A 20,744-nucleotide genomic window follows, 5' to 3' on the forward strand; every position below is an offset into this window, starting at 1 on the left:
GCGCTTTTTTTATATACACAAATTATTTTGCATATACAGGGAATTTTGCACAAACAGCTTCAACTTTTGCTTTTACATCAGCAATAACTTTTTCGTCACCTTTGCTGTCAATCACATCAGCGATCCAACCAGCAAGTTCACGAACTTCAGCTTCACCAAAACCACGAGTTGTTACTGCCGGAGTACCGATACGGATACCAGAAGTCACAAATGGAGAACGTGGGTCATTTGGTACTGAGTTTTTGTTCACAGTAATGTGAGCAGCACCTAACCAAGCATCTGCATCTTTACCAGTTACGTCTTGTTTGATTAAAGATAACAAGAATAAGTGGTTGTCTGTACCACCAGAAACAACATCATAACCACGTGCGATGAATACTTCAGCCATCGCTTGAGCATTTTTCACAACTTGTTGTTGGTAAGTTTTAAAGTCATCAGACATTGCTTCTTTGAAGCAGATTGCTTTAGCAGCAATCGCATGCATTAATGGACCACCTTGGTTACCAGGGAATACAGCTGATTGAAGTTTTTTCTCGATTTCTTCATTCGCTTTCGCAAGGATTAAACCAGAACGTGGACCACGAAGTGTTTTGTGAGTTGTCGTTGTCGTTACGTCAGCAATTTGAACTGGGTTTGGATATACACCAGCAGCAACAAGACCAGCAACGTGAGCCATATCAACAAAAAGGTAAGCGCCAACTTTGTCCGCGATGTCACGGAAACGTTGCCAATCTACAACACGGCTATAAGCAGAGAAACCAGCAACGATCATACGTGGCTTGTGTTCTAACGCTAAACGTTCAACTTCTTCGTAATCGATCTCGCCAGTTTCAGCATTTAGTCCATACTGAACAGCGTTATACGTTTTACCAGAGAAGCTAACTTTTGCACCGTGAGTCAAGTGACCACCGTGAGCCAAGCTCATACCCAAAACTGTGTCGCCTGGGTTAAGAAGTGCTAAATACACAGCAGAGTTAGCTTGTGAACCAGCATGTGGTTGAACGTTTGCGTAATCAGCACCAAAAAGTTCTTTAGCACGGTCAATCGCCATTTGTTCAATAACATCTACATATTCGCAACCGCCATAATAGCGTTTGCCAGGATAACCTTCTGCGTATTTGTTCGTAAGTTTTGATCCTTGCGCTTCCATCACAGCAGGAGAGCAATAGTTTTCAGATGCAATTAACTCGATATGTGCTTCTTGACGCTCACCTTCAGAAGCAATTGCTTGAGCTAATTCTGGATCAAATTCAGAAATGGAAATATTGGCAAACATTAGCGGGGGTCCTATAAATTAGGGCTTTTAAGCCGTGCTAAGATTGCGGCATATTGTAGCATGAACTTTATAATTAAACAGAATCAAGTTAGCTCAGTTTTAAATAAAAATGGCTCAATTTTTATAAAAAATGAGCCATCAAATCTAAAATAATTTATAAACACTTAAAAAGCTTTTAATTAATAATTTTCCAAAGTTAAATTTAGCTTTTCATAGCAATAAAAAAACCTTAAATATCAAATACTCTTATTGAGCTGCCAGCAAGTTTTGTACATTTCCAACAATGTTATCTACATTACTGCTCATTGCCGCCTCATGGTCCCAATTACCCGTTACATAGCTATTAATCTTTGTACCGACGACAGTGGCATTAGATATCAAAATATCAGTAGCTACTTTCGGAACTGTTGTATCTGCTAGCCCCTGATAAATAATAATCGGTGTAGTGACTTTTGCCTGTAAAGGTTGAGAATCTTTATCTAAGAATGTTTTAACTAAAGGTACTGCCATAAAATTAGGTTGTGTACGCGTATATCCATCCAGTGTTCCATTATGCTCTGTAGCATACTTAGTCATACCTGCACCAAAGGCTTGCCCCAATGGCCCTGCACAAACTGTTTCCGCCTGCTGTGCAGTACTTGCTGTTTGTGAAGTAAATACTTGGGAATAATCAAAGCTTGGCTGTGTATTTCGAATGCCGGCTGTCACTAAAGCAGTATATGTATCAAGCTGCGCATACATTGGAATCTTTTTATCCACAGTTGCATTAGCAACAGCCTGTTCACCTGCAATTAAAATAAATCCTAGATTTGAAGCTGGTGCTACCGCTACTGTACCTTTATAGTCTAGCTGCGCACGGCTCGCATATTGTGCAGCGCCCAATGCAGCATGCCCACCTTGCGAATGTCCTACAGTAACCCACTTTTTCGAAGTTAATAAATTCCGTTGTAATAAATAATTGCGTGTTGCTACTACTGCATCGGTAATTGAATAAGCTTCACTTTTAATATTTAAAAATGGATGTATACCTGGTGTACCTAATCCCTCATAATCTGGTGCAACCACCACATAACCCGCTGCAAGAAGTTTACTAATTAAATCTTTAGTACTGTCTGTTAATGCCGATTTACTCGGTGCACATGCATCTGCAACCCCTGTCGTACCATGTGCCCAAACCACAATTGGCCAACCGCCTGCTGGTGGTGGAGTAGTTGGTGTAAATACTAGACTTGTTGCCTGCACCTCTTGTCCACTTTGACCTAACATTTTATAAGTTAAAATACTACTTTCAGCAGCAACCGCTCCTAAGTTAGTACTTGTATAAGCATCGACCTTAACCACTGGATTTTGAATATTATTGGCTGGAGTACCTGATGGATCAGTAGTTGCTGGACTGTCATCGCTACTTCCATCTCCACATCCCGTCAATAGTAAACTTGTGCTAAGAACACTGGTCATGAACAATTTCATTTTCATTCGTATATCTTCCTTAAATTCAATTTTTGTTGTGCTTTAGTTTTTAATGAACATTTTAAATGTCTTACAAACAATTACGCCTAATCTTCATTTTTCGCAAGTGATATTTAATCAAAATGAACAGCGAGATTTTCTACTTTTCAACATAAATTGCATTTGATAGCTCATCTAGCCTTACTCTATGTTTTAAAGTAGATAGCCAACTGTTAAGATTGATGATTACTTGTAATTGTTTAAAGGTTCAAAAGATGCAAGCCATTATTTTAGATACAGAAACTCATACACTAAATGGTTTGCCTATTGAAATTGCATACGCCCCTATTGAACTTAATGCAGGTAAACTCACTTTAGATAAAAGCAAATTGTTTGATCAGCTTTATCAGGTGGGAGCTCCGATCTCTTATGCTGCAATGGCTGTTCACCATATCTTAGAGTCCGACCTAGAAAATCAGCCTCACTATAAAACCTTTAAATTACCTGATAGCACAACTTATATTATTGGCCATAATATTGATTATGATATTGCCGCAATTGCTCGCTGTGGCGTCGATGTTTCTCATATTAAACCGATTTGTACTTTAGCTTTAGCACGTAAAGCTTGGCCAGATGCCGAAGCTCATAATATTTCTGCACTCATTTATATGATTTCCCAAGGTAGCGGTAAAGCTCGAGAAATGCTGAAAGGTGCTCACCGTGCCGACGCTGACATTATTTTAACTGCCAATATTTTGATGCATATTATCTATCATTTAAATATTCAAGATATTGAAGAGCTTTACCAAGTTTCTGAAGAAGCCCGTATTCCGCATACGATTAATTTTGGTAAGCATAAAGGTACGGCAATTGCTGAACTGCCTAAAGATTATATTCAATGGCTTCTACGTCAGGACGAGCTCGATGTCTATTTACGCAAGGCATTAGAAAGCGCATTTTAAATTCCTTAAATAGATGATATTCATAAATCCTTCATCAAATTGTCATTTTTGAGTTTTATCTTTAACCCCATTTATATTTTATTAAGAACAGTACTGTTTGATAGAGAAAAATCAAACAGACTGCTTCATTTTTATATTGGGGAAATACAATGTCTGGTTTTTATCGAACCAATTTGGGAAGAGTTGCGCTTCAACAACGTAATATTACGTTAAATGCAAAACAAAGACGTTTACTTCTATTAATAGACCATGAAGATTTTCAAAGTCTCGATACTGAGTTTAAAAAGCGGATCGCCCCACCAGAACTGATACAACAGCTCATTGACTTAAAACTAATTGCACCTTCTAATGAAAATTATTCAGAGTTACCTGAACAAATATCTCCCCAAGAGTCATCTATAACAACTAAAGAAATACATCAAAAAAATGTTGACGAGAATAAAAGTAATGATTTAGTTGGAGAAATTCAGGTTCCTCACTCAACGTCTGCGCCTTCTTCAAATATTGAAAATAACCAACCAAGCATTCCAGTTCAACAGCTCTCTTTTGAAGAAATACAACAGTTGATGAAGCAAAGCTTAAGCCAATACTGTGGCCTTATGGCAAAGCCACTTATTCAAAAAATAGAGCAAATAAAAACACTTCAAGAACTTAAAATGTGCCAAATGCAATGGATTACCAGTTTGCAGGAATCACGTATTCCTCCTCATGAGCTAGCACATACGCTCCATTCTATTAATTATTCAATTCAGCTTATTCAGCAACGCATCTAAAATAGAACAAGCTGCTGTTTAATTAAGCATTAAACTCACTTGATACGTATTTCGTGCTTTACCTACCGGTGTTTTTTTCCTATGATGTGCCCCACACATGTGCGCTCGTAGCTCAGTTGGATAGAGTACAGGTTTCCGAAGCCTGGGGTCGTGGGTTCGATCCCCGCCGAGCGCACCAATTTATATATAATAACTTCATAAATTTATCTCAATTTCATAAAATTCCGACTATTTTACTTGGTTTATTAATCATTATCGCTCAAAATATACCCCTCTTTCATAATGTGAGAATTTCATGACTGATGCTTTGGTTTTAAGAGATTTGTCCAAAACATATCGTAATGGTTTTCAGGCGTTAAAAGGTATTAACCTCACTGTGCCTGAAGGTGAATTTTATGCGTTGTTAGGCCCAAATGGTGCCGGCAAATCAACAACCATTGGTATTATCAGCTCCCTCACGAAAAAAACTTCAGGAACTGTTGAGATTTTTGGACATAATCTCGATACTCATCCATCGTTGGCAAAACAGCAGCTTGGCGTTGTCCCTCAGGAATTTAACTTCGGGCAATTTGAAAAAGCATTCGATATTTTAGTTACCCAGGCTGGTTATTACGGTATTCATAAAAAGATTGCCGAGAAACGAGCGGAACATTATTTAGAAAAACTTGGCTTGTGGGAAAAACGTAATATACAAGCACGTATGCTGTCTGGTGGTATGAAACGCCGACTAATGATCGCCCGCGCCATGATGCATGAACCTAAACTTCTTATTCTAGATGAGCCTACTGCGGGTGTAGATATTGAATTACGCCGTTCTATGTGGGATTTTCTGACTGAAATGAACGAAAACGGTACTTCTATTATTTTAACGACACATTATCTCGAAGAAGCAGAAATGTTGTGTCGTCAAATCGCCATCATTGACCGTGGTGTCATTAAAGAAGATACCAGCATGAAAAATTTCTTAAACCAGCTGAGTGAAGAGTCTTTTATTTTTGATTTAGCAGAACCAATTGCCCCACTCCAGCTCAATATTATTGGTGTGAAGTTCAACTTAATTGATAGTAGTACTCTAGAAGTAACAATGGATAAAGCACATACATTAAATGACTTATTCCAACTTTTAGAGTCACAAGGTATTCGTGTTCGTAGTATGCGTAACAAATCGAATCGTCTTGAAGAGCTATTTGTCAAAATGGTCGAGAAAAATCTTGAAGGAGCGGCGAAATGAACTTTAACCAACTGCAAATTGCCCTCTGGACTTTAGTTCGTAAAGAAGTACGCCGTTTTCTTCGTATTTGGCCACAAACTTTATTACCACCTGCGATTACCATGAGCTTGTATTTTGTCATTTTTGGCAATTTGGTTGGCTCACGTATTGGGCAAATGGGCGGCGTGAGCTACATGCAGTTTATTGTACCTGGCTTAATCATGATGGCTGTTATTACAAACAGCTATGCTAACGTGTCTTCTAGTTTCTTCAGTGTTAAATTTCAAAAGAGTATTGAAGAACTCATCATGAGTCCCGTACCCTTACATATTATTTTATGGGGCTACGTGATTGGTGGTATTTGTCGTGGTGTCTTGGTTGGTGCCATTGTTACTGCGATGAGCATGTTCTTTACCCATCTTTTTATACATAACTGGTTCGTAACTATATATACAGTATTAATTACATCCGTTTTATTTTCCTTAGGCGGCTTTATTAATGCAGTCTATGCAAAATCATTTGATGATATTTCTATTATTCCAACCTTTGTACTTACTCCACTCACCTATTTAGGTGGTGTGTTTTATGCCATTAGTGCACTTGGTCCTTTTTGGCAAAAACTTTCTTTAATTAATCCTATTGTGTATATGGTAAATGCTTTCCGTTTCGGCATTTTAGGTCATAGTGACGTGAACGTTACGTTCTCTTTAATCATTGTGACATTATGTTGTGTTGTACTTTATGGAATTGCCTACTATTTACTTGCTCGTGGTTCAGGAATGCGTGAATGAGTGTCGAACAGTCTTTATTGGGTAAAGAAACCCAATATCCAACTAGCTATCAACCCGATGTGTTATTTCCAATTGCACGTGCTCAATCTCGTGAAAACTATTCACATATTGAAGGTATTAACCAAGGTAAAGATTGGTGGCATGTTTTTGAAATATCTTGGTTAAACTCGCATGGTATTCCACAGGTTGCGATTGGCAGAATTACCCTGCCTGCTTCTTCACCAAATTTGATTGAATCAAAGTCATTAAAGCTATACTTCAATAGTCTTAACTTCACCCAATTTGGCTCTAAAGAGTTATTTATTGAAACGGTTGAAAAAGACCTATCGTCTGCAGCTGGTGCCAAAGTTGAGCTAACGCTATTTCAAGTAGATGAACTTGATATTTCTAAACCACAAGGCATTTGTATTGATGATCTAACACCTGAACGTTTAGAACAACGTCCCGATGCATCACTTTTAAAATTGGATGAGTCTGGTGAAGAAGTCGAAATTGAACTGTATTCTCATCTTTTGAGAAGTAACTGCCCAGTCACGGGACAGCCAGATTGGGGTACAGTTTTTATCCGTTTTAAGGGCAAAAAACCTTGTTATCGTAGTGTTTTAGCTTATATTATCTCGTACCGTCAGCATAACGGTTTCCACGAACAGTGTGTTGAGCAAATCTTTGCAGATATTTGGCAAAATTTGCGACCTGAAAAGCTGATGGTTTATGCAACTTATACTCGCCGCGGTGGACTTGATATCAATCCTTGCCGAGTATCGGATCTATCATGGATGCCAAAACCGATTCGATTGGCACGACAATAAAACGAATAATTTGAGGATACACCATGCCGTTTTTTGGTTTTACCCCTTCTGAAGGCTTATTGAACGATATACAGACTGGAATTGCGAATAAGAATTCCAGTGAACCGTTATATCCACTTCGAGACAAAATTGCTTTACAACTTAATGAGGAAATTATTGAAAATGTACTGACTCAGTTAGTACAACATTTCCCAGCGAGTGAAAAAAGAGATACTGCCGAAAAACTAGCTGGTTATGTCAAATCAACAGTTGCTGTGCTTTTAAAGCAATTACTGAGTAAAGCACCAAACGATGTTGTTAAACAATCCGTGGAGTTTTCAGAGAAAAGCTTATTTAAAGACCCACAAGGTCAATATAAAGTTGGTGTAGCTTTAGATGCTGGTTTAGTTACTAATTTGAAGCATAATTTTGCCGAGCTTCAAGCAGGTAATGACATTAATAAAGCAGCCTTAGCAGAACTATATAAACAGTTTGGTGATGCTATGGTTAGACACTTTATGTCTGATTTTAATAAAACATTAGATTTAGGCATGATTAAGCGCAAAGCAGCCGATATTGGCGCAGCAGCTGTAACAAAAGCAGTCCACATTGCGATCGACAAACTTATTCCAAGTTTAAATCGCACTGAACTAAAAGCGATGGCTGAATATCACGATAGTTTATTCTTTAACTAACAGAAAATAGACTATCGGAAACCTGGCGAGAGCCAGGTTTTTTTATTGCAAAATATTGATATACATTGCCATTAATCAGGTTTATGTTAGCATGCGCCAAGCACTGATTGACCTAGTTAAAGCCGCATGTCTCCTAGTCCACAATATAAATTTTTACGCCAAGCTCCTCGAGATGGTCTTAGTACTGCCATGCAACCATCGCGCTGGCAGCAACTTCATATTGACCCGTGGTTATGCCTATTTTTATTCCTAAATGCCCTATTAGGTTTAACGGTACTATATAGTGCATCTGCACAAGATGTAGGCTTAGTCAGTAAACAAGCCATGAGCTTTGGTATTGGCTTTTTAGTCATGATTAGTCTGGCTCAAATTCCCCCTAAGGTTTATCAAGCTTTTTCACCTTACTTTTATTTATTTGCATTATTTTCCTTAATTGGAGTTATGGTCTTTGGTGAAGTCCGCATGGGGGCTAAACGCTGGATCGATATTCCCGGTTTCGGAAGCGTGCAACCCAGTGAGTTCATGAAAATTGGCATGCCAATGATGATTTCATGGTTTTTAGCACGCAAACCACTTCCTCCAAGCTTTTCTCAAGTTGTTTTATCATTAATGTTAATTGGTGTTCCTTTCTTACTGATTGCAGAACAACCTGACTTAGGAACCTCCCTACTCGTATTAGCAAGTGGTATTTTCGTACTATTTTTAAGTGGGTTATCTTGGCGCATGATCGGTGCCGCAGCAGCTTGTGCAGCTATTGTTATTCCAATTGCCTGGGAATTTCTTTTACACGACTATCAGCGTCAACGGGTTCTAACGCTACTTGACCCAGAAGCAGATGCATTAGGAACGGGCTGGAATATTATTCAGTCCAAAACAGCTATTGGTTCTGGTGGTTTCTCAGGTAAAGGTTTTCTTGAAGGTACACAATCACATTTACACTTTTTACCCGAAGGCCATACTGACTTTATTATTGCGGCTTATTCCGAAGAATTTGGCCTAATTGGCGTACTTATATTAGTTATTCTTTATTCAGCTATTATTTTTAGAACATTTCAGATTGGTTTACAGAGCTTTCATAACTACGGTCGTTTAGTTGCTGGTGCCTTTGGTTTGTCTTTTTTTGTTTATGTATTTGTAAACGCAGGAATGGTCAGTGGTATTTTACCTGTAGTGGGTGTTCCTTTACCTTTTATGAGTTATGGCGGTACCGCTATTATTACTTTAATGGCCACTTTTGGTTTAGTCATGTCTATTCATACACATCGATAATTTGGAATTTTAAAAAGATATGTTGTCTCAATTTATTAATAAAACTTTAAAAGCGCTTGCCTTGTGTACCGGCCTAGTGAGCACAAGTCATTTTGCTCAAGCCAATGATTTTGTAAATGATCCTAATTATTTAAATTTTAAACAAAAAGCCATGAATACTTATGGTTTAAGTAGTGTACAAGTAGATGCCGCGATGAGCGGTGCAAAAAATTTACCAAACATTATAAATATTATGACTCGTCCAGGAGAAAGTAAGCCTTGGTACGATTATCGCTCTATGTTTTTAGTTGAAGGTACTATTCAACGTGGTGTCCGGTTTAAAAATCAATATGCAGATGCGCTTAACCGAGCTGAACAGCAATTTGGTGTCTCTCAAGCTGTTATTTTGGGTATTTTAGGTGTTGAGACTGGATATGGGGCAAATAAAGGTTCTTTTATCACTCGTGACGCACTTGCAACATTAGCATTTGGTTACCCTCGCCGTGCTGATTATTTTAGTGATGAGTTAGCTGCTCTGATTGCATGGACTTACAAAGAAGGCTATCCAACCAATAGTATTGTTGGCTCTTATGCTGGAGCAATTGGCTATCCACAGTTTATGCCAAGTAATATCAGTAAGTATGGAGTAGATTTTGATGGTAATGGTCATATCGATCTTCGTAACTCTGCGGAAGATGCGATTGGTTCAATTGCAAATTACCTAGCAAAGCAAGGTTGGCAACGTGATCAGCCAATTGGTTTTATGGCTCGTTATGTAGGCTCAAATCCAGAAAGTATTATTGCTAAAGATCTCACTCAACCTACTCCGTATGGTGTGCTCAAAAATCAGGGAATTTCTCCATTAAACCCATTAGTTAAAATTGATGACTTAGATATGGTAAATGTTATTCAATTACAAGACTATAACGGTCCAATTTACTATTTAACCTATCCAAATTTTCAGGTAATTACAACCTATAACAAAAGTCGAATGTATGCGACTGCTGTATGGTTATTAGGCACAGAGGTAGCTAGCCGATAGGCTAGCTTTTTGATGAGTTTATGTAAAAGTCAATAAATATTTTTGTTAAATCGATCACAATACATACATTTTAAATACTTTGTTACATATTTGGTTATTTTTTAACCTAAAACTGTAAGTTTTTGCCCTTTTTGTAACTATTTCTCGTTAAAGACTAGACACTCTCCGTAAGCGATGAATATTATCCACCCCAATCAAGCAATTGCAAAAGTGAATAATTAGGCATGTTCACTTCAATTTTTAGCCTGTTGGCTAAAAGAAAAAGAGCATGTTCTCAGGAGTTTATATAAATGCAGTTATCGCTGAAATACATTCTTGCACTGACGGCTAGTTTAAGCATGGCCCCACTGCACGCTGAAATGATGCAGTCATCATCATTAAACAGTGATGTAGATGGTCCAAATGCAAATTTAGCTGCACGTGTATTGAGTAAAGATACTCAAAGCTTTAATTCTCGTTTTTCTAACATTAACAGTCTTTCAATCACTGAACGTTCTGGCGATCAAATTCGTCGTCAAGCTATCGCAGCTAAAATTGAAATCCCTGAAGATGAGCCTTCAGTGATTGAAAAACTTAACACAGTAGCTTCAAATACTGTTCGTAAGTTTAGCCAAACTGGTATGGCATCTTGGTATGGTCGTCAATTTCATGGCCGTAAAACTGCAAGTGGTGAAACATTCGATATGAATGCACTTACTGCTGCTCACCGTAGTCTGCCATTGAACTGTTATATCCGTGTTACAAATAAAGACAATGGTAAAAGTGTGGTAGTAAAAGTAAACGACCGTGGTCCATTCCATGCAAATCGTGTACTTGATTTATCATACGGTGCTGCAAAACGTCTTGGTATTACCAATGCTGGTACTGCAAAAGTAAGTATTGAACGTGTAGACGGTCCTACTTCATAAGCGATTACTCCTAGAGTTCATGAAAAAGCCACAAATTAATTTGTGGCTTTTTAATTTTTAGACCCAAAAATATAAAAATTATGCTAAAAATTTTGTTTTTTTACTCATTTTTTAATTACAAAATTGATTAATTTTTAACCCAAAAACACATCATTTTATTACTCATCCATTTTTGCTTATATTTTTTGATTAGAGCCATTTTAAAAAAATTCCGCTACCCTAGTACCACCTTAGTGCCAAAAAAGCTGTTTATAGCGTTTTAAAGCAAGTTGAGTTGAGCTTTTTTCTATTATTTTCCAACTTTTCATAAAAAAGTGGTTTTTGTAAGGATTTCCCCCACTTCAAAATCCAAAAATAAATAGCCTGATTTTTTAAAACGATTGTGCTGCCTTTTAAGAGTGTTTTTTAATTTTTCCACCCTGCTTTTCCCAGATGATCAGTCCTTAATTTTTAAGGTCACATGAATGTACGATAAGGAAGATTTTTGACTTTTCTTGTCTATCTACATAACAACAGGATAAAATATAGACATAAAAAGAATGACTCAAAATTAGACATGGAGAACAAGGTCTATGAAATCTATTGCTGAATGGTTTGATGAATACAGTGAAAGCCATCAAAATCCAACGAATAAGAAAATTCATTGGGTATGCGTCCCAGCTATTTTGTTTTCTATTATCGGAATCATCGCCCACTTTAGTGCTTTGCTCACTGCTTTACTCATTGTACTGACTCTTATTTTCTATGCTCGACTCGATCTTGTACTTGCAGTAGCGATGGCTGCGCTTCTCGTTGTGATGGCTTGGCTCATTTATGCCCTACCTGTAGGTATAGGGTTTTATATTGCAATTTTTGTGATTGCTTGGGTTGGACAATTTTATGGACATAAAGTTGAAGGTAAAAAGCCCTCTTTCTTTAAAGATTTGCAATTTCTATTGATTGGCCCAGTTTGGTGTATGGATGCCTATCTTGGAAAAATATTGCCAAAGTGGAAAAGTCGGCAGAACAAATTTATTACTCAATAATTTATTAAAAAGCTGAATCTTTGAGGTTCAGCTTAAGTTTACTGATTTATTAGAAAATTTATAAAATAGAAAAATGCCAGACTGAGTAGCACACTTGGTAAGACTTTTTTTAAATAAAAAGCAATTACAATACAAAATATTGTCGCATATAAATATGGATTATCTAAAAGACCTCTTAGTTCATTTCCTTCAAAAAAAATTACTGGTATACAAATAGCAGTTAATAAGCAAGGGGCTGAATAATTCAACATTTTATTCATCAATATAGGTAATTTTACTTTTACACTGGGTTCCAAAAAATAATAACGATTAAAAAACACAATAGCCGCTAATCCTAAAATCATGAGCCATGACATCTTATTTTTCTCCTGTTCTATTTTCTGCAACAACAGCAATTAGCATTCCCAATAAACCGGAAATCAGAATGGCGCCTTCAACATGAAAAAATTTGAGAATAAAACCACTAAAACAAGTTGTTAAAACTCCGGCTATGACAGGCTTTTCCTTACACATAGGGATAATCATGGCCACAAAAATAGCAATAATCGAAAAATCTAAATGGTAGGACAATAAATCCGGAATCGCCGTAGCCAATAAAATTCCAACTAGACTAAAAATTACCCAAAATAAATAAAAACATATACCCGCCCCCAATAAATAATGAGGATGCCTTTTTTCGTTCGGAGCACTTAAGGCAAACAATTCATCTGTTAGTAAAAAACCTAAACTTAATCGTTTGGGCAAAGACAAAATAGAAATATCATTTCTTAAAGTTAATGCATAAATAAAATGTTGAGCAGTAAGAAAGAAAATCGTGATATAGATTGTTAATAATGAAGCACCCTCCATCACCATACTCAAACTGACCAATTGTGCAGCACCAGCAAACACAATTCCTGACATTGCCAATGCTTTATAAAATGATAAACCTGCATGAATTGCCATTGAACCAGCCAAAATAGCCCACGGAATAACCGAAATAGACAATGGCAGTATATCTACCGCCCCTCGTAAAAAAACATGCGGAGGTCGGCTTTTAGAAAATCTAATAGATTGATTTAAAGGAGTATTCATCTCTAGACATCTATAATATTAAATATTTATAGATTTTCTTCTATGCAGGTTAACTTCTCTTGAACAAAATTGCGTTTAGAAATAAAAATAAATTTTAGAGATTAAGACTTGCTACATACTGGGTAGGTGTAACACCCATGGCCTTTTTAAAATGACGGTTAAAATGACTTTGATCAGAAAATCCACATTGCTGTGCAACCATCACAATTTGATCACCTTGCTTTAACAACTGTCTCGCTTTTTGCAAACGTGCCTGCACTAACCACGCATGAGGTGGCAAACCCACATGTTTTTTAAATTGTCTTAAAAAATGCCAAGCACTTAATCCGGCCATGTCAGCCAATTCCTGCAAAGAAAAATTCTTTTCAGGCATATCTGCCAACAAATCTTTAACTTTTAATATTTTCGAATAAGCTTCTGGTAATTCACAAAAGGTGTGTCGAGATTTACCGTGGCGCATCATTAAACATGCTAATGTGGATAGATACATGGTTTCTTTAAGTAAAAAATTGTCTTTTTGTTCTAATAAATCAAATAATAAACAAAGTTGTTGAGACAAACCCAAGTCCTGAATAACTGCTTGCGGAAACCAAGGTGCCCCATGGCCTTGCTCAAAAAAATCTTGGCTTACTTCAGCAAGCATTTCGGGTGTAGGATAGATTGCACGGTAACGCCAGCCCGATTCAACAGCAGATGAGCCTGTGTGAATTTCATCTGCATTCACCAAAATAATGTCGCCTTTAGGAGCGACATGTAATTGACCCGTCCTAAAAAAAGACTGTGCACCTTCTTCAATAACACCAATACAATATCCCTCATGGGTATGCTTTGAAAATTGCGTTTGATGGTAATGTGCTTTTAATAATTCTAAACCGCCCAACTCTCGCAAATGCAAGTAGTCAGCCTGTTCCCGGTGCATATATACATCTCATCTATTTATCTAAAAAAAACATAGCATGTTTTAAAAAGATGCATAGAACAAAATTGCTGTTAGATAGAAATGTATACTCTATTTCTATTGGTAAATATGCCCGTTATGTTTCAACCAACCATTTTCATGGCGGTTTTGTGGGTCATGATGCGTCCAATGCAATACACCACCTTTTTCGTTATATTCATACTCACCATTAAATTCGACAATATCCCCTTTATGTAAATCTTCAATTTTTGGTGCTAAATCAATATTATGTGCGACCAAAATTGAAAGACCATTTTTTAATACAAGAATAAATTTCTGATGTTTTGTCCCATCATTATCTTCTCTTAAAATTGCTTTTACTCGACCACTTCCCTGCACTTGAACATTACTTTGTCTGCGATCGTAGGCAGCTTTTATAGTATCTATCCCATCATTTGAAAACGTAGTTTCAGTATGCTGAGTGGCAGGACTTGATGATGGCGATTGATTTTTCTTATGCCCAGATAAATCCAGACCGAAATATGCAGCGATTAATAAAATAATAATGCCGCCAATACTCAGATTTTTTTTATTTGTCATCTTTATATTCCGATTTCAACAGGGATAAAAAAAGCCCCATAGGGGCTTTTTTTGAAGATACGAATTACTTCGCAGCAGCTTGAGCAGCAGCAACTTCTTCAGCAAAGCTAAGTTCAGCTTTTTTCTCGATACCTTCACCAACTTCGAAACGTACGAAGTTAGCAACAGTTGTACCAGTTGCTTTTAATACATCAGCAACTTTTTTCTCGTTGTCGATAACGTACATTTGACGGTCAAGAGCAACTTCGTTTAAGTATTTCTCAACAGAACCAGTTACCATTTTCTCAACGATGTTCGCTGGCTTACCAGATTCTAACGCTTTCGCTTCAGCAATTTCTTTCTCTTTAGCGATAAGGTCAGCAGGAACAGCTTCAGCGCTTACTGCTACTGGGTTGAATGCAGCAACGTGCATTGCGATACCTTTACCAGTGTCAGCATCACCAGTGTAAGAAACTACAACACCGATTTTTAAACCGTGTTTATAGATAGCCAAGTTTTCGCCTTCAACGATTTTCGCGCGACGAACTTGGATGTTTTCACCGATTTTTTGAACAAGCGCAATACGAGCTTCTTCAACTGATTGGCCATCAGCCAATTTTAATTCAGCGATTTTAGCAGCATCAGTTTCGCCAGCAGCTAAAGCAGCAGCAGCAACTGCGTGTGCAAAGTTAGAGAAGTTTTCGTCTTTAGCAACGAAGTCAGTTTGACAGTTTACTTCAACTAAGATCGCTTTATTACCGTCTTGAACGATAGTGATTGCACCGTCAGCAGCAATGTTGCCAGCTTTTTTAGCAGCTTTAGCTTGACCAGATTTACGAAGGTTATCAATAGCAAGTTCGATGTCACCGTTCGCTTCTGTTAATGCTTTTTTGCATTCCATCATTGCAAGACCAGTACGGTCACGTAATTCTTTTACCATGCTTGCAGTAATTGCAGTCATGTTGATCTCCTAAAATCGGTAGAAAATAAATCTGTTCAACAAAAACGGCCCAAAGAAACTCTGGGCCGTTTGCACTCTCGACGCTTAATTTGCCACCATTACATGTCGCAAAAATGACAAGCCTGCGTCAAAACGCATTAAGCCTCAGAAGCGTCTTTCGCAGCGTCATCGCCTTTTGCTTGAGCGTTCGCTTGAGATTGAGCGTATTCTTTACCAGCAAGAATTGCATCAGCCATAGCTGAAGCATATAAAGTTACTGCACGGATCGCATCGTCGTTACCAGGAATAACGTAATCAACGTTATCTGGGTTAGAGTTTGTATCAACGATACCGATAACAGGAATACCTAAGTTCTTAGCTTCTTTAATTGCAATCGCTTCGTGATCAACGTCGATTACAAATAATGCGTCAGGTAAACCACCCATGTTTTTAACGCCGCCTAAAGAGCGCTCAAGTTTTTCCATCTCACGAGTACGTTCTAAAGCTTCACGTTTAGTAAGCTTAGCAAAAGTACCGTCTTGAGATTGAGTTTGAAGATCTTTTAAACGGTTGATAGATTGGCGAAGTGTTTTCCAGTTCGTCAACATACCACCTAACCAACGGTGGTCTACATATGGTTGACCAGCGCGTTGAGCTTGTTCACGGATGATGTTAGAAGCAGCACGTTTTGTACCAACGAACAAAACTTTGTTCTTTTTGCTTGCTAATTGGTTAGCGAAGTTCAAAGCATCATTTAACGCAGGAACAGTGTGCTCAAGGTTGATGATGTGAATTTTGTTGCGCGCGCCAAAAATGTATTGACGCATTTTTGGGTTCCAGAAACGAGTTTGGTGACCAAAGTGCGCACCTGCTTGAAGAAGGTCGCGCATGCTTACGTTGTAATCTGCCATTTTCTTTACCTTAAAAGTTGGGTTAGGCCTCCATATATCCGCATTCTCCACCTTTTTACGGGCACCCAGAGTAATGTGACGATATATGTGCGGATTTTTTACTCCACCTATCAAAATTCTTCGTAAAAGATATTCACGAAAAGCATTTGATAAAATGGGCGGCTATTTATACCATAGACGCTTGTAAATTACCAAAAGTTTTTAGAGATCATGAACAGTACTTATACAGCTCCACGTCGATTAATCAAAACACCAGATGAAATTGAAAAAATGCGCATTGCAGGACGACTGGCGGCTGAAGTTCTAGAGATGATCAAGCCGTATATTAAGGCCGGTGTAAGCACCCTCGAACTTGATACGATTTGCCGTAATCATATTGAAAATGTACAACACGCTATTCCAGCCTGCGTAGGTTACGGCGGTGCTCCAGGACGCCCTGCTTTTCAACACTCTATCTGTACTTCGGTTAACCATGTTGTATGTCATGGTATTCCTTCTGAAAATAAAATCTTGAAAAACGGCGATATTCTTAATATTGATGTAACCGTGATCAAAGACGGTTATCACGGCGACACTAACATGATGTATATCGTGGGTGGTGAGACTTCTATTTTGGCAAACCGTTTATGTAAAGTTGCTCAAGAAGCAATGTATCGTGGAATGGCAACGGTTAGAGACGGTTCATATTTAGGTGATATTGGCCATGCCATCCAAAAATATGTCGAGTCAGAACGTTTTAGCGTAGTACGTGAATATTGCGGCCACGGTATCGGTACTGTCTTCCATGACGAACCTCAAGTATTGCACTATGGACAACCTGGTACAGGTATGCGTTTAGAAGCAGGTATGACTTTTACCATTGAACCTATGGTCAATGCGGGTGTTTGGCAGACTAAATTGCTTGGTGATAAATGGACTGTTGTAACTAAAGACCATAAACTTTCTGCTCAGTATGAACATACTATTTTAGTGACTCAAACAGGTATTGAAGTGTTAACAGCTCGTCCTGAAGAAGACCTCTCACGCTTCAATTAATAATTTAATCAGATTTAATAAAAGGCTACTTTATGTAGCCTTTTATTTTTTATTTTGTACTTTTTATTAATAAATCTTTCTAAATATAAACAAATATTTCAAAAACATTACAATTATTAATTTTTATTACACAATCATTTTAATAAAACGCGCTATGGTGGGCTCAATAAAAATCAGTAAACAAATGTCCGGACATGGAGTCCTTTATGATGAAAAAGTCATTATTTTGTATGACAGCTGCCTTTTTTGCTCTGCCTACAGTCACTTTCGCTGCTTCACCATATTTTAGTTTTAAAGATGGTGATGGTTTCAAGCGTTTTTCGGTTTCTGCTGGCTGGTTACATGCCATGCCACAAGGAAGCGCAAATCCAGTTAATATTAATACTAGTGTTGCAGAAGGAACTACTTCTAAAGTTGGAGATGTATCTACAAAAGCCGTTTTAGACGCAATCGACCAAAGTAAACCTTCAGGAAAATTCTGGTATAGCACTATTAGCCTTCTGGATAAGTTTACTGACACCCTTCCCTCATCACTTGCAGGTACAGCAGAAATTAATGGTCTGTCTCAATGGGAACAACAAGGTTCTGGCTTAGAAGCTGCTGATGTTGATACTGCCGGACTTATGTTTAACTACAACTTTACGGACAATTTATCTTTAGAAATTAAAGGCGGTATTCCACCTAAAGTAGATATTAATGGAAAAGGTAATATTTATGCTCCTCTTTCTGGTAAAGCTACTCCACTAAAAGATGGATCTGTGATTGGAGGAATCTTAGGAGATGGTATTGCCAAAGCGGGTGGGGATATTCCTTTAAAACAAGACATTCATATTACTGATCTTTCTCAAGGGGGTAAGGCTGCGACTGCACGTGCATGGTTACCAGCTGTGGAATTGCAATATCAGTTTGGCAAAACAGGAGTAAATAAGTTCCGTCCTTATATTGGAGCTGGTGTGATGTATGCCTACTTTAATGATTTAAAAATGAATTCTGGTATTGAAGCCGATTTAATTCAAGCGGGTCACATGATACAGAATATTCATGATAATAAGGCAGGTGCAGCACTAGATCGTAAAACATCTTCTGCAGATCCAGTTGTAAAACTTAAAGCGACTGATGCTTTTGCGCCAATTGTTACATTAGGCGCAACCTATGACTTTAAACCAAACTGGTTTGCTGTAGGTTCAGTTTCATACTCAAAAATGAGCAGTGATGCCAAAATTAATGTAATTGATCGCAATACTGGAAAAGAGTTAATTCGTGCAAAAACGACCATTGATATCGATCCACTGATCACATATGTTGGTATAGGTTATCGTTTCTAATTTTTTAAAAGCACCCCAGCTATAAAAGCTTTACTAAAGGCTTTTATAGCTTTTTTATTAAAAAAATTAAAGCTGCTTCTTTTTAAACCAATATGCTAAAAAAATGAGCATTTCTTATTAAAAGAATCTCTCATCATTTTCCTATTGCTTCCTATTTTCTTAATTTTGTTTTAGTCATTAATTTTCTTAATTTCTAACTAATTTAATAAAATTAAAAACTAAAGTTTTCCTCTTAGTAAAAATTATTTTTTGGCACGTCCTTTGCTTTATTACAACATGATGAATCAATGGCGATTCAATGGATAAACCAAGACGGCCAATGACGTCCGCTCTGATCGGTATGCAAATAGACAATTCATTTTGTCATGCAAATTAAAATTTCGTTCAGTTCAGGGGGACGGCGTATGTCTTCAAATATCAATCTAGATGCAAAAAAAGCAACTGAGATTAAATTATTTAGTTTCTCAACTCCAGCCATGCGTGCGTTCCATATGTCTTGGCTCGCATTTTTTGTGTGTTTTTTCGCATGGTTTGCATGTGCTCCTCTAATGCCTGTTATTAAAGGCGAATTTGGCTTAACAAAAGATCAAATTGCCAATATTAATATTGCCGCCGTTGCGATTACGATTTTAGTACGACTTGCTGTAGGACCACTTTGCGATAAATATGGTCCACGAATTACCTATACAGCCCTACTCTTACTCGGCAGTATTCCGGTATTTGGTGTCGCTGCTGCTAACAGTTATGAATCTTTTCTATTCTTCCGCTTGCTGATTGGTGCAATTGGCGCAAGCTTTGTCATTACGCAATATCATACAAGTATTATGTTTGCGCCTAACGTTGTAGGCACAGCAAATGCAGCAGCAGCTGGTTGGGGCAATGCTGGTGGCGGTGCAACTCAAGCGTTAATGCCTTTATTACTCGGTGCAATTGTCATGTTTGGTGTCGAACAAACTATGGGTTGGCGCATTGCTCTCATCGTACCTGGTGTAATGATGGTGATTGTGGGAGTGCTTTACTGGAAACTAACTCAAGATTGCCCTCAAGGAAATTTTAAAGAAGTTCGCGCACAAGGTATTGAAGTTGGCAGTGGCAAAAAAGGCGGTATGGCAATTTTAATGCAAGCTGCTCGTAACTACCGCGTCTGGATTTTATTTCTTGCTTATGGCGCATGCTTCGGTATCGAAATTTTTATCCATAACGTGGCAGCGATGTACTATGTTGATCAGTTCAAAATGGATTTAAAAACTGCGGGCTTAACGGCCGGAATATTTGGCCTTCTCGCATTATTCGCACGGGCATTGGGAGGCATTATTTCAGATAAAGTCGCACTTAAAAAAGGACTAGACGGACGCACTAAAGTACTTGTACTGATGATTTTAGGCGAAGGTTTATTTTTGATTCTTTTCTCTCAAATGAACGGCGTCACTCTCGCTATTCTTTCAATGACTATCTTTGCACTATTTACTCACATGGCCTGCGGCGCAACGTATGCATTGGTACCATTTATTGATCGCAATGCATTAGGCGGTGTTGCTGGAATTATTGGTGCAGGTGGGAATGCTGGAGCAGTAGCAGCTGGTTTCTTGTTAAAAGGTGTACTTGATGTTCAAACTTGTCTCTTTATTTTAGGTGGACTGGTTATGGTTGCAGGTTGTAGCGTAATTTTGATTCGCTTCACAACCGAGCATAAAGAAAAGGAAAAAGTACTTTTTGAACAAGCTCTACTTGAACGTAATTCCGCAGCTTAATTTTCATAATAAGCAGAAATTAAAATGATTTCTGCTTATTTACTTTTTATAGCGTCACATACCT

General features: G+C 37.8%; 21 protein-coding genes, 1 tRNA gene and 1 pseudogene. 15 read left to right on the top strand and 8 right to left on the bottom strand.

The genetic code is table 11. The annotated features are described in order from the left end of the window. Positions 1–22: 22 nt before the first annotated feature. Positions 23–1,276 (bottom strand): serine hydroxymethyltransferase, encoded by a 1,254-nt coding sequence (gene glyA, locus CSB87_RS03605; protein ID WP_002049224.1) that lies wholly within the window; start codon positions 1,274–1,276, stop codon positions 23–25. 60 nt (positions 1,277–1,336) lie between these two features. On the opposite strand from glyA, the pseudogene CSB87_RS20045 reads away from it, so the two are divergent. Then, positions 1,337–1,414 (top strand): annotated as a pseudogene (locus CSB87_RS20045) (hypothetical protein); the annotation flags it as partial. 108 nt (positions 1,415–1,522) lie between these two features. On the opposite strand, the gene CSB87_RS03610 reads toward CSB87_RS20045, so the two are convergent. Further along, complete coding sequence (locus tag CSB87_RS03610; protein ID WP_004707800.1) at positions 1,523–2,752, bottom strand: alpha/beta hydrolase; 1,230 nt, start codon at positions 2,750–2,752, stop codon at positions 1,523–1,525. Between the two features lie 248 nt (positions 2,753–3,000). On the opposite strand from CSB87_RS03610, the gene CSB87_RS03615 reads away from it, so the two are divergent. From CSB87_RS03615 to CSB87_RS03665, 11 genes are all read left to right on the top strand, one after another. Further along, positions 3,001–3,687 carry a 3'-5' exonuclease gene (locus tag CSB87_RS03615; protein WP_004707798.1) on the top strand — a complete coding sequence of 229 codons (687 nt, stop codon included), beginning with the start codon at positions 3,001–3,003 and terminating at the stop codon, positions 3,685–3,687. A 149-nt stretch (positions 3,688–3,836) separates the two neighbouring features. Next, the gene (locus tag CSB87_RS03620; RefSeq protein ID WP_031952943.1) at positions 3,837–4,460 is read left to right on the top strand and encodes a hypothetical protein; all 624 of its coding nucleotides are present in this window, start codon (positions 3,837–3,839) and stop codon (positions 4,458–4,460) included. Positions 4,461–4,561: 101 nt separating this feature from the next. Further along, positions 4,562–4,638, top strand: a tRNA-Arg gene (locus tag CSB87_RS03625). A 117-nt stretch (positions 4,639–4,755) separates the two neighbouring features. Next, positions 4,756–5,691, top strand: coding sequence for an ABC transporter ATP-binding protein (locus tag CSB87_RS03630; protein WP_002052950.1), 936 nt, complete (start codon positions 4,756–4,758; stop codon positions 5,689–5,691). Next, on the top strand, positions 5,688–6,461 hold the full coding sequence (locus CSB87_RS03635; protein WP_002052782.1) for an ABC transporter permease: 774 nt from the start codon (positions 5,688–5,690) through the stop codon (positions 6,459–6,461). Before CSB87_RS03630 ends, CSB87_RS03635 begins: the two co-directional genes overlap by 4 nt. Next, on the top strand, positions 6,458–7,270 hold the full coding sequence (gene queF / locus CSB87_RS03640; RefSeq protein WP_017393148.1) for an NADPH-dependent 7-cyano-7-deazaguanine reductase QueF: 813 nt from the start codon (positions 6,458–6,460) through the stop codon (positions 7,268–7,270). The genes CSB87_RS03635 and queF overlap by 4 nt, the downstream gene beginning before the upstream one ends. 23 nt (positions 7,271–7,293) lie before the next feature. Further along, positions 7,294–7,944, top strand: a complete 651-nt coding sequence (locus tag CSB87_RS03645) for a hypothetical protein (protein WP_002052502.1) — start codon at positions 7,294–7,296, stop codon at positions 7,942–7,944. Positions 7,945–8,070: 126 nt separating this feature from the next. Then, positions 8,071–9,213: a rod shape-determining protein RodA gene (rodA, locus tag CSB87_RS03650; protein WP_004707770.1), complete on the top strand. Its 1,143-nt coding sequence runs from the start codon at positions 8,071–8,073 to the stop codon at positions 9,211–9,213. 19 nt (positions 9,214–9,232) lie between these two features. Continuing rightward, on the top strand, positions 9,233–10,234 hold the full coding sequence (gene mltB, locus CSB87_RS03655; protein ID WP_002052939.1) for a lytic murein transglycosylase B: 1,002 nt from the start codon (positions 9,233–9,235) through the stop codon (positions 10,232–10,234). A 290-nt stretch (positions 10,235–10,524) separates the two neighbouring features. Then, a complete protein-coding gene (locus CSB87_RS03660) occupies positions 10,525–11,142 on the top strand; it encodes a septal ring lytic transglycosylase RlpA family protein (protein WP_002052473.1) in 618 nt (205 codons plus the stop codon). 572 nt (positions 11,143–11,714) lie between these two features. Continuing rightward, entirely contained in the window at positions 11,715–12,167 is a 453-nt protein-coding gene (locus tag CSB87_RS03665; RefSeq protein ID WP_106105034.1) for a DUF962 domain-containing protein, read from the top strand. 38 nt (positions 12,168–12,205) lie between these two features. Here CSB87_RS03665 and CSB87_RS03670 read toward each other — a convergent pair whose 3' ends face one another. From CSB87_RS03670 to rpsB, 6 genes are all read right to left on the bottom strand, one after another. After that, positions 12,206–12,523, bottom strand: a complete 318-nt coding sequence (locus CSB87_RS03670; RefSeq protein ID WP_004707767.1) for an AzlD domain-containing protein — start codon at positions 12,521–12,523, stop codon at positions 12,206–12,208. Position 12,524: 1 nt separating this feature from the next. Next, the gene (locus CSB87_RS03675; RefSeq protein WP_004707764.1) at positions 12,525–13,241 is read right to left on the bottom strand and encodes an AzlC family ABC transporter permease; all 717 of its coding nucleotides are present in this window, start codon (positions 13,239–13,241) and stop codon (positions 12,525–12,527) included. Positions 13,242–13,335: 94 nt separating this feature from the next. Continuing rightward, a complete protein-coding gene (locus CSB87_RS03680) occupies positions 13,336–14,160 on the bottom strand; it encodes an AraC family transcriptional regulator (protein ID WP_004707762.1) in 825 nt (274 codons plus the stop codon). Positions 14,161–14,256: 96 nt separating this feature from the next. Beyond that, positions 14,257–14,739 (bottom strand): DUF3465 domain-containing protein, encoded by a 483-nt coding sequence (locus CSB87_RS03685; RefSeq protein WP_004707760.1) that lies wholly within the window; start codon positions 14,737–14,739, stop codon positions 14,257–14,259. A 64-nt stretch (positions 14,740–14,803) separates the two neighbouring features. Continuing rightward, on the bottom strand, positions 14,804–15,679 hold the full coding sequence (tsf, locus tag CSB87_RS03690; RefSeq protein ID WP_002052897.1) for a translation elongation factor Ts: 876 nt from the start codon (positions 15,677–15,679) through the stop codon (positions 14,804–14,806). Positions 15,680–15,816: 137 nt separating this feature from the next. Beyond that, positions 15,817–16,569, bottom strand: coding sequence for a 30S ribosomal protein S2 (rpsB, locus tag CSB87_RS03695; protein ID WP_001982118.1), 753 nt, complete (start codon positions 16,567–16,569; stop codon positions 15,817–15,819). Between the two features lie 210 nt (positions 16,570–16,779). Between rpsB and map the strand changes: the two genes are divergently transcribed. The 3 genes from map (at position 16,780) to CSB87_RS03710 (ending at position 20,680) form a co-directional block, all read left to right on the top strand. After that, positions 16,780–17,604, top strand: a complete 825-nt coding sequence (gene map / locus CSB87_RS03700) for a type I methionyl aminopeptidase (RefSeq protein WP_004707758.1) — start codon at positions 16,780–16,782, stop codon at positions 17,602–17,604. Between the two features lie 206 nt (positions 17,605–17,810). Beyond that, complete coding sequence (locus CSB87_RS03705; RefSeq protein ID WP_004707756.1) at positions 17,811–18,929, top strand: OmpW/AlkL family protein; 1,119 nt, start codon at positions 17,811–17,813, stop codon at positions 18,927–18,929. A 404-nt stretch (positions 18,930–19,333) separates the two neighbouring features. Then, positions 19,334–20,680, top strand: a complete 1,347-nt coding sequence (locus CSB87_RS03710) for an MFS transporter (RefSeq protein WP_004707755.1) — start codon at positions 19,334–19,336, stop codon at positions 20,678–20,680. Positions 20,681–20,744 lie beyond the last annotated feature (64 nt).

The organism is Acinetobacter sp. AR_0276, assembly GCF_003000705.1.
Lineage (GTDB): Bacteria > Pseudomonadota > Gammaproteobacteria > Pseudomonadales > Moraxellaceae > Acinetobacter > Acinetobacter nosocomialis.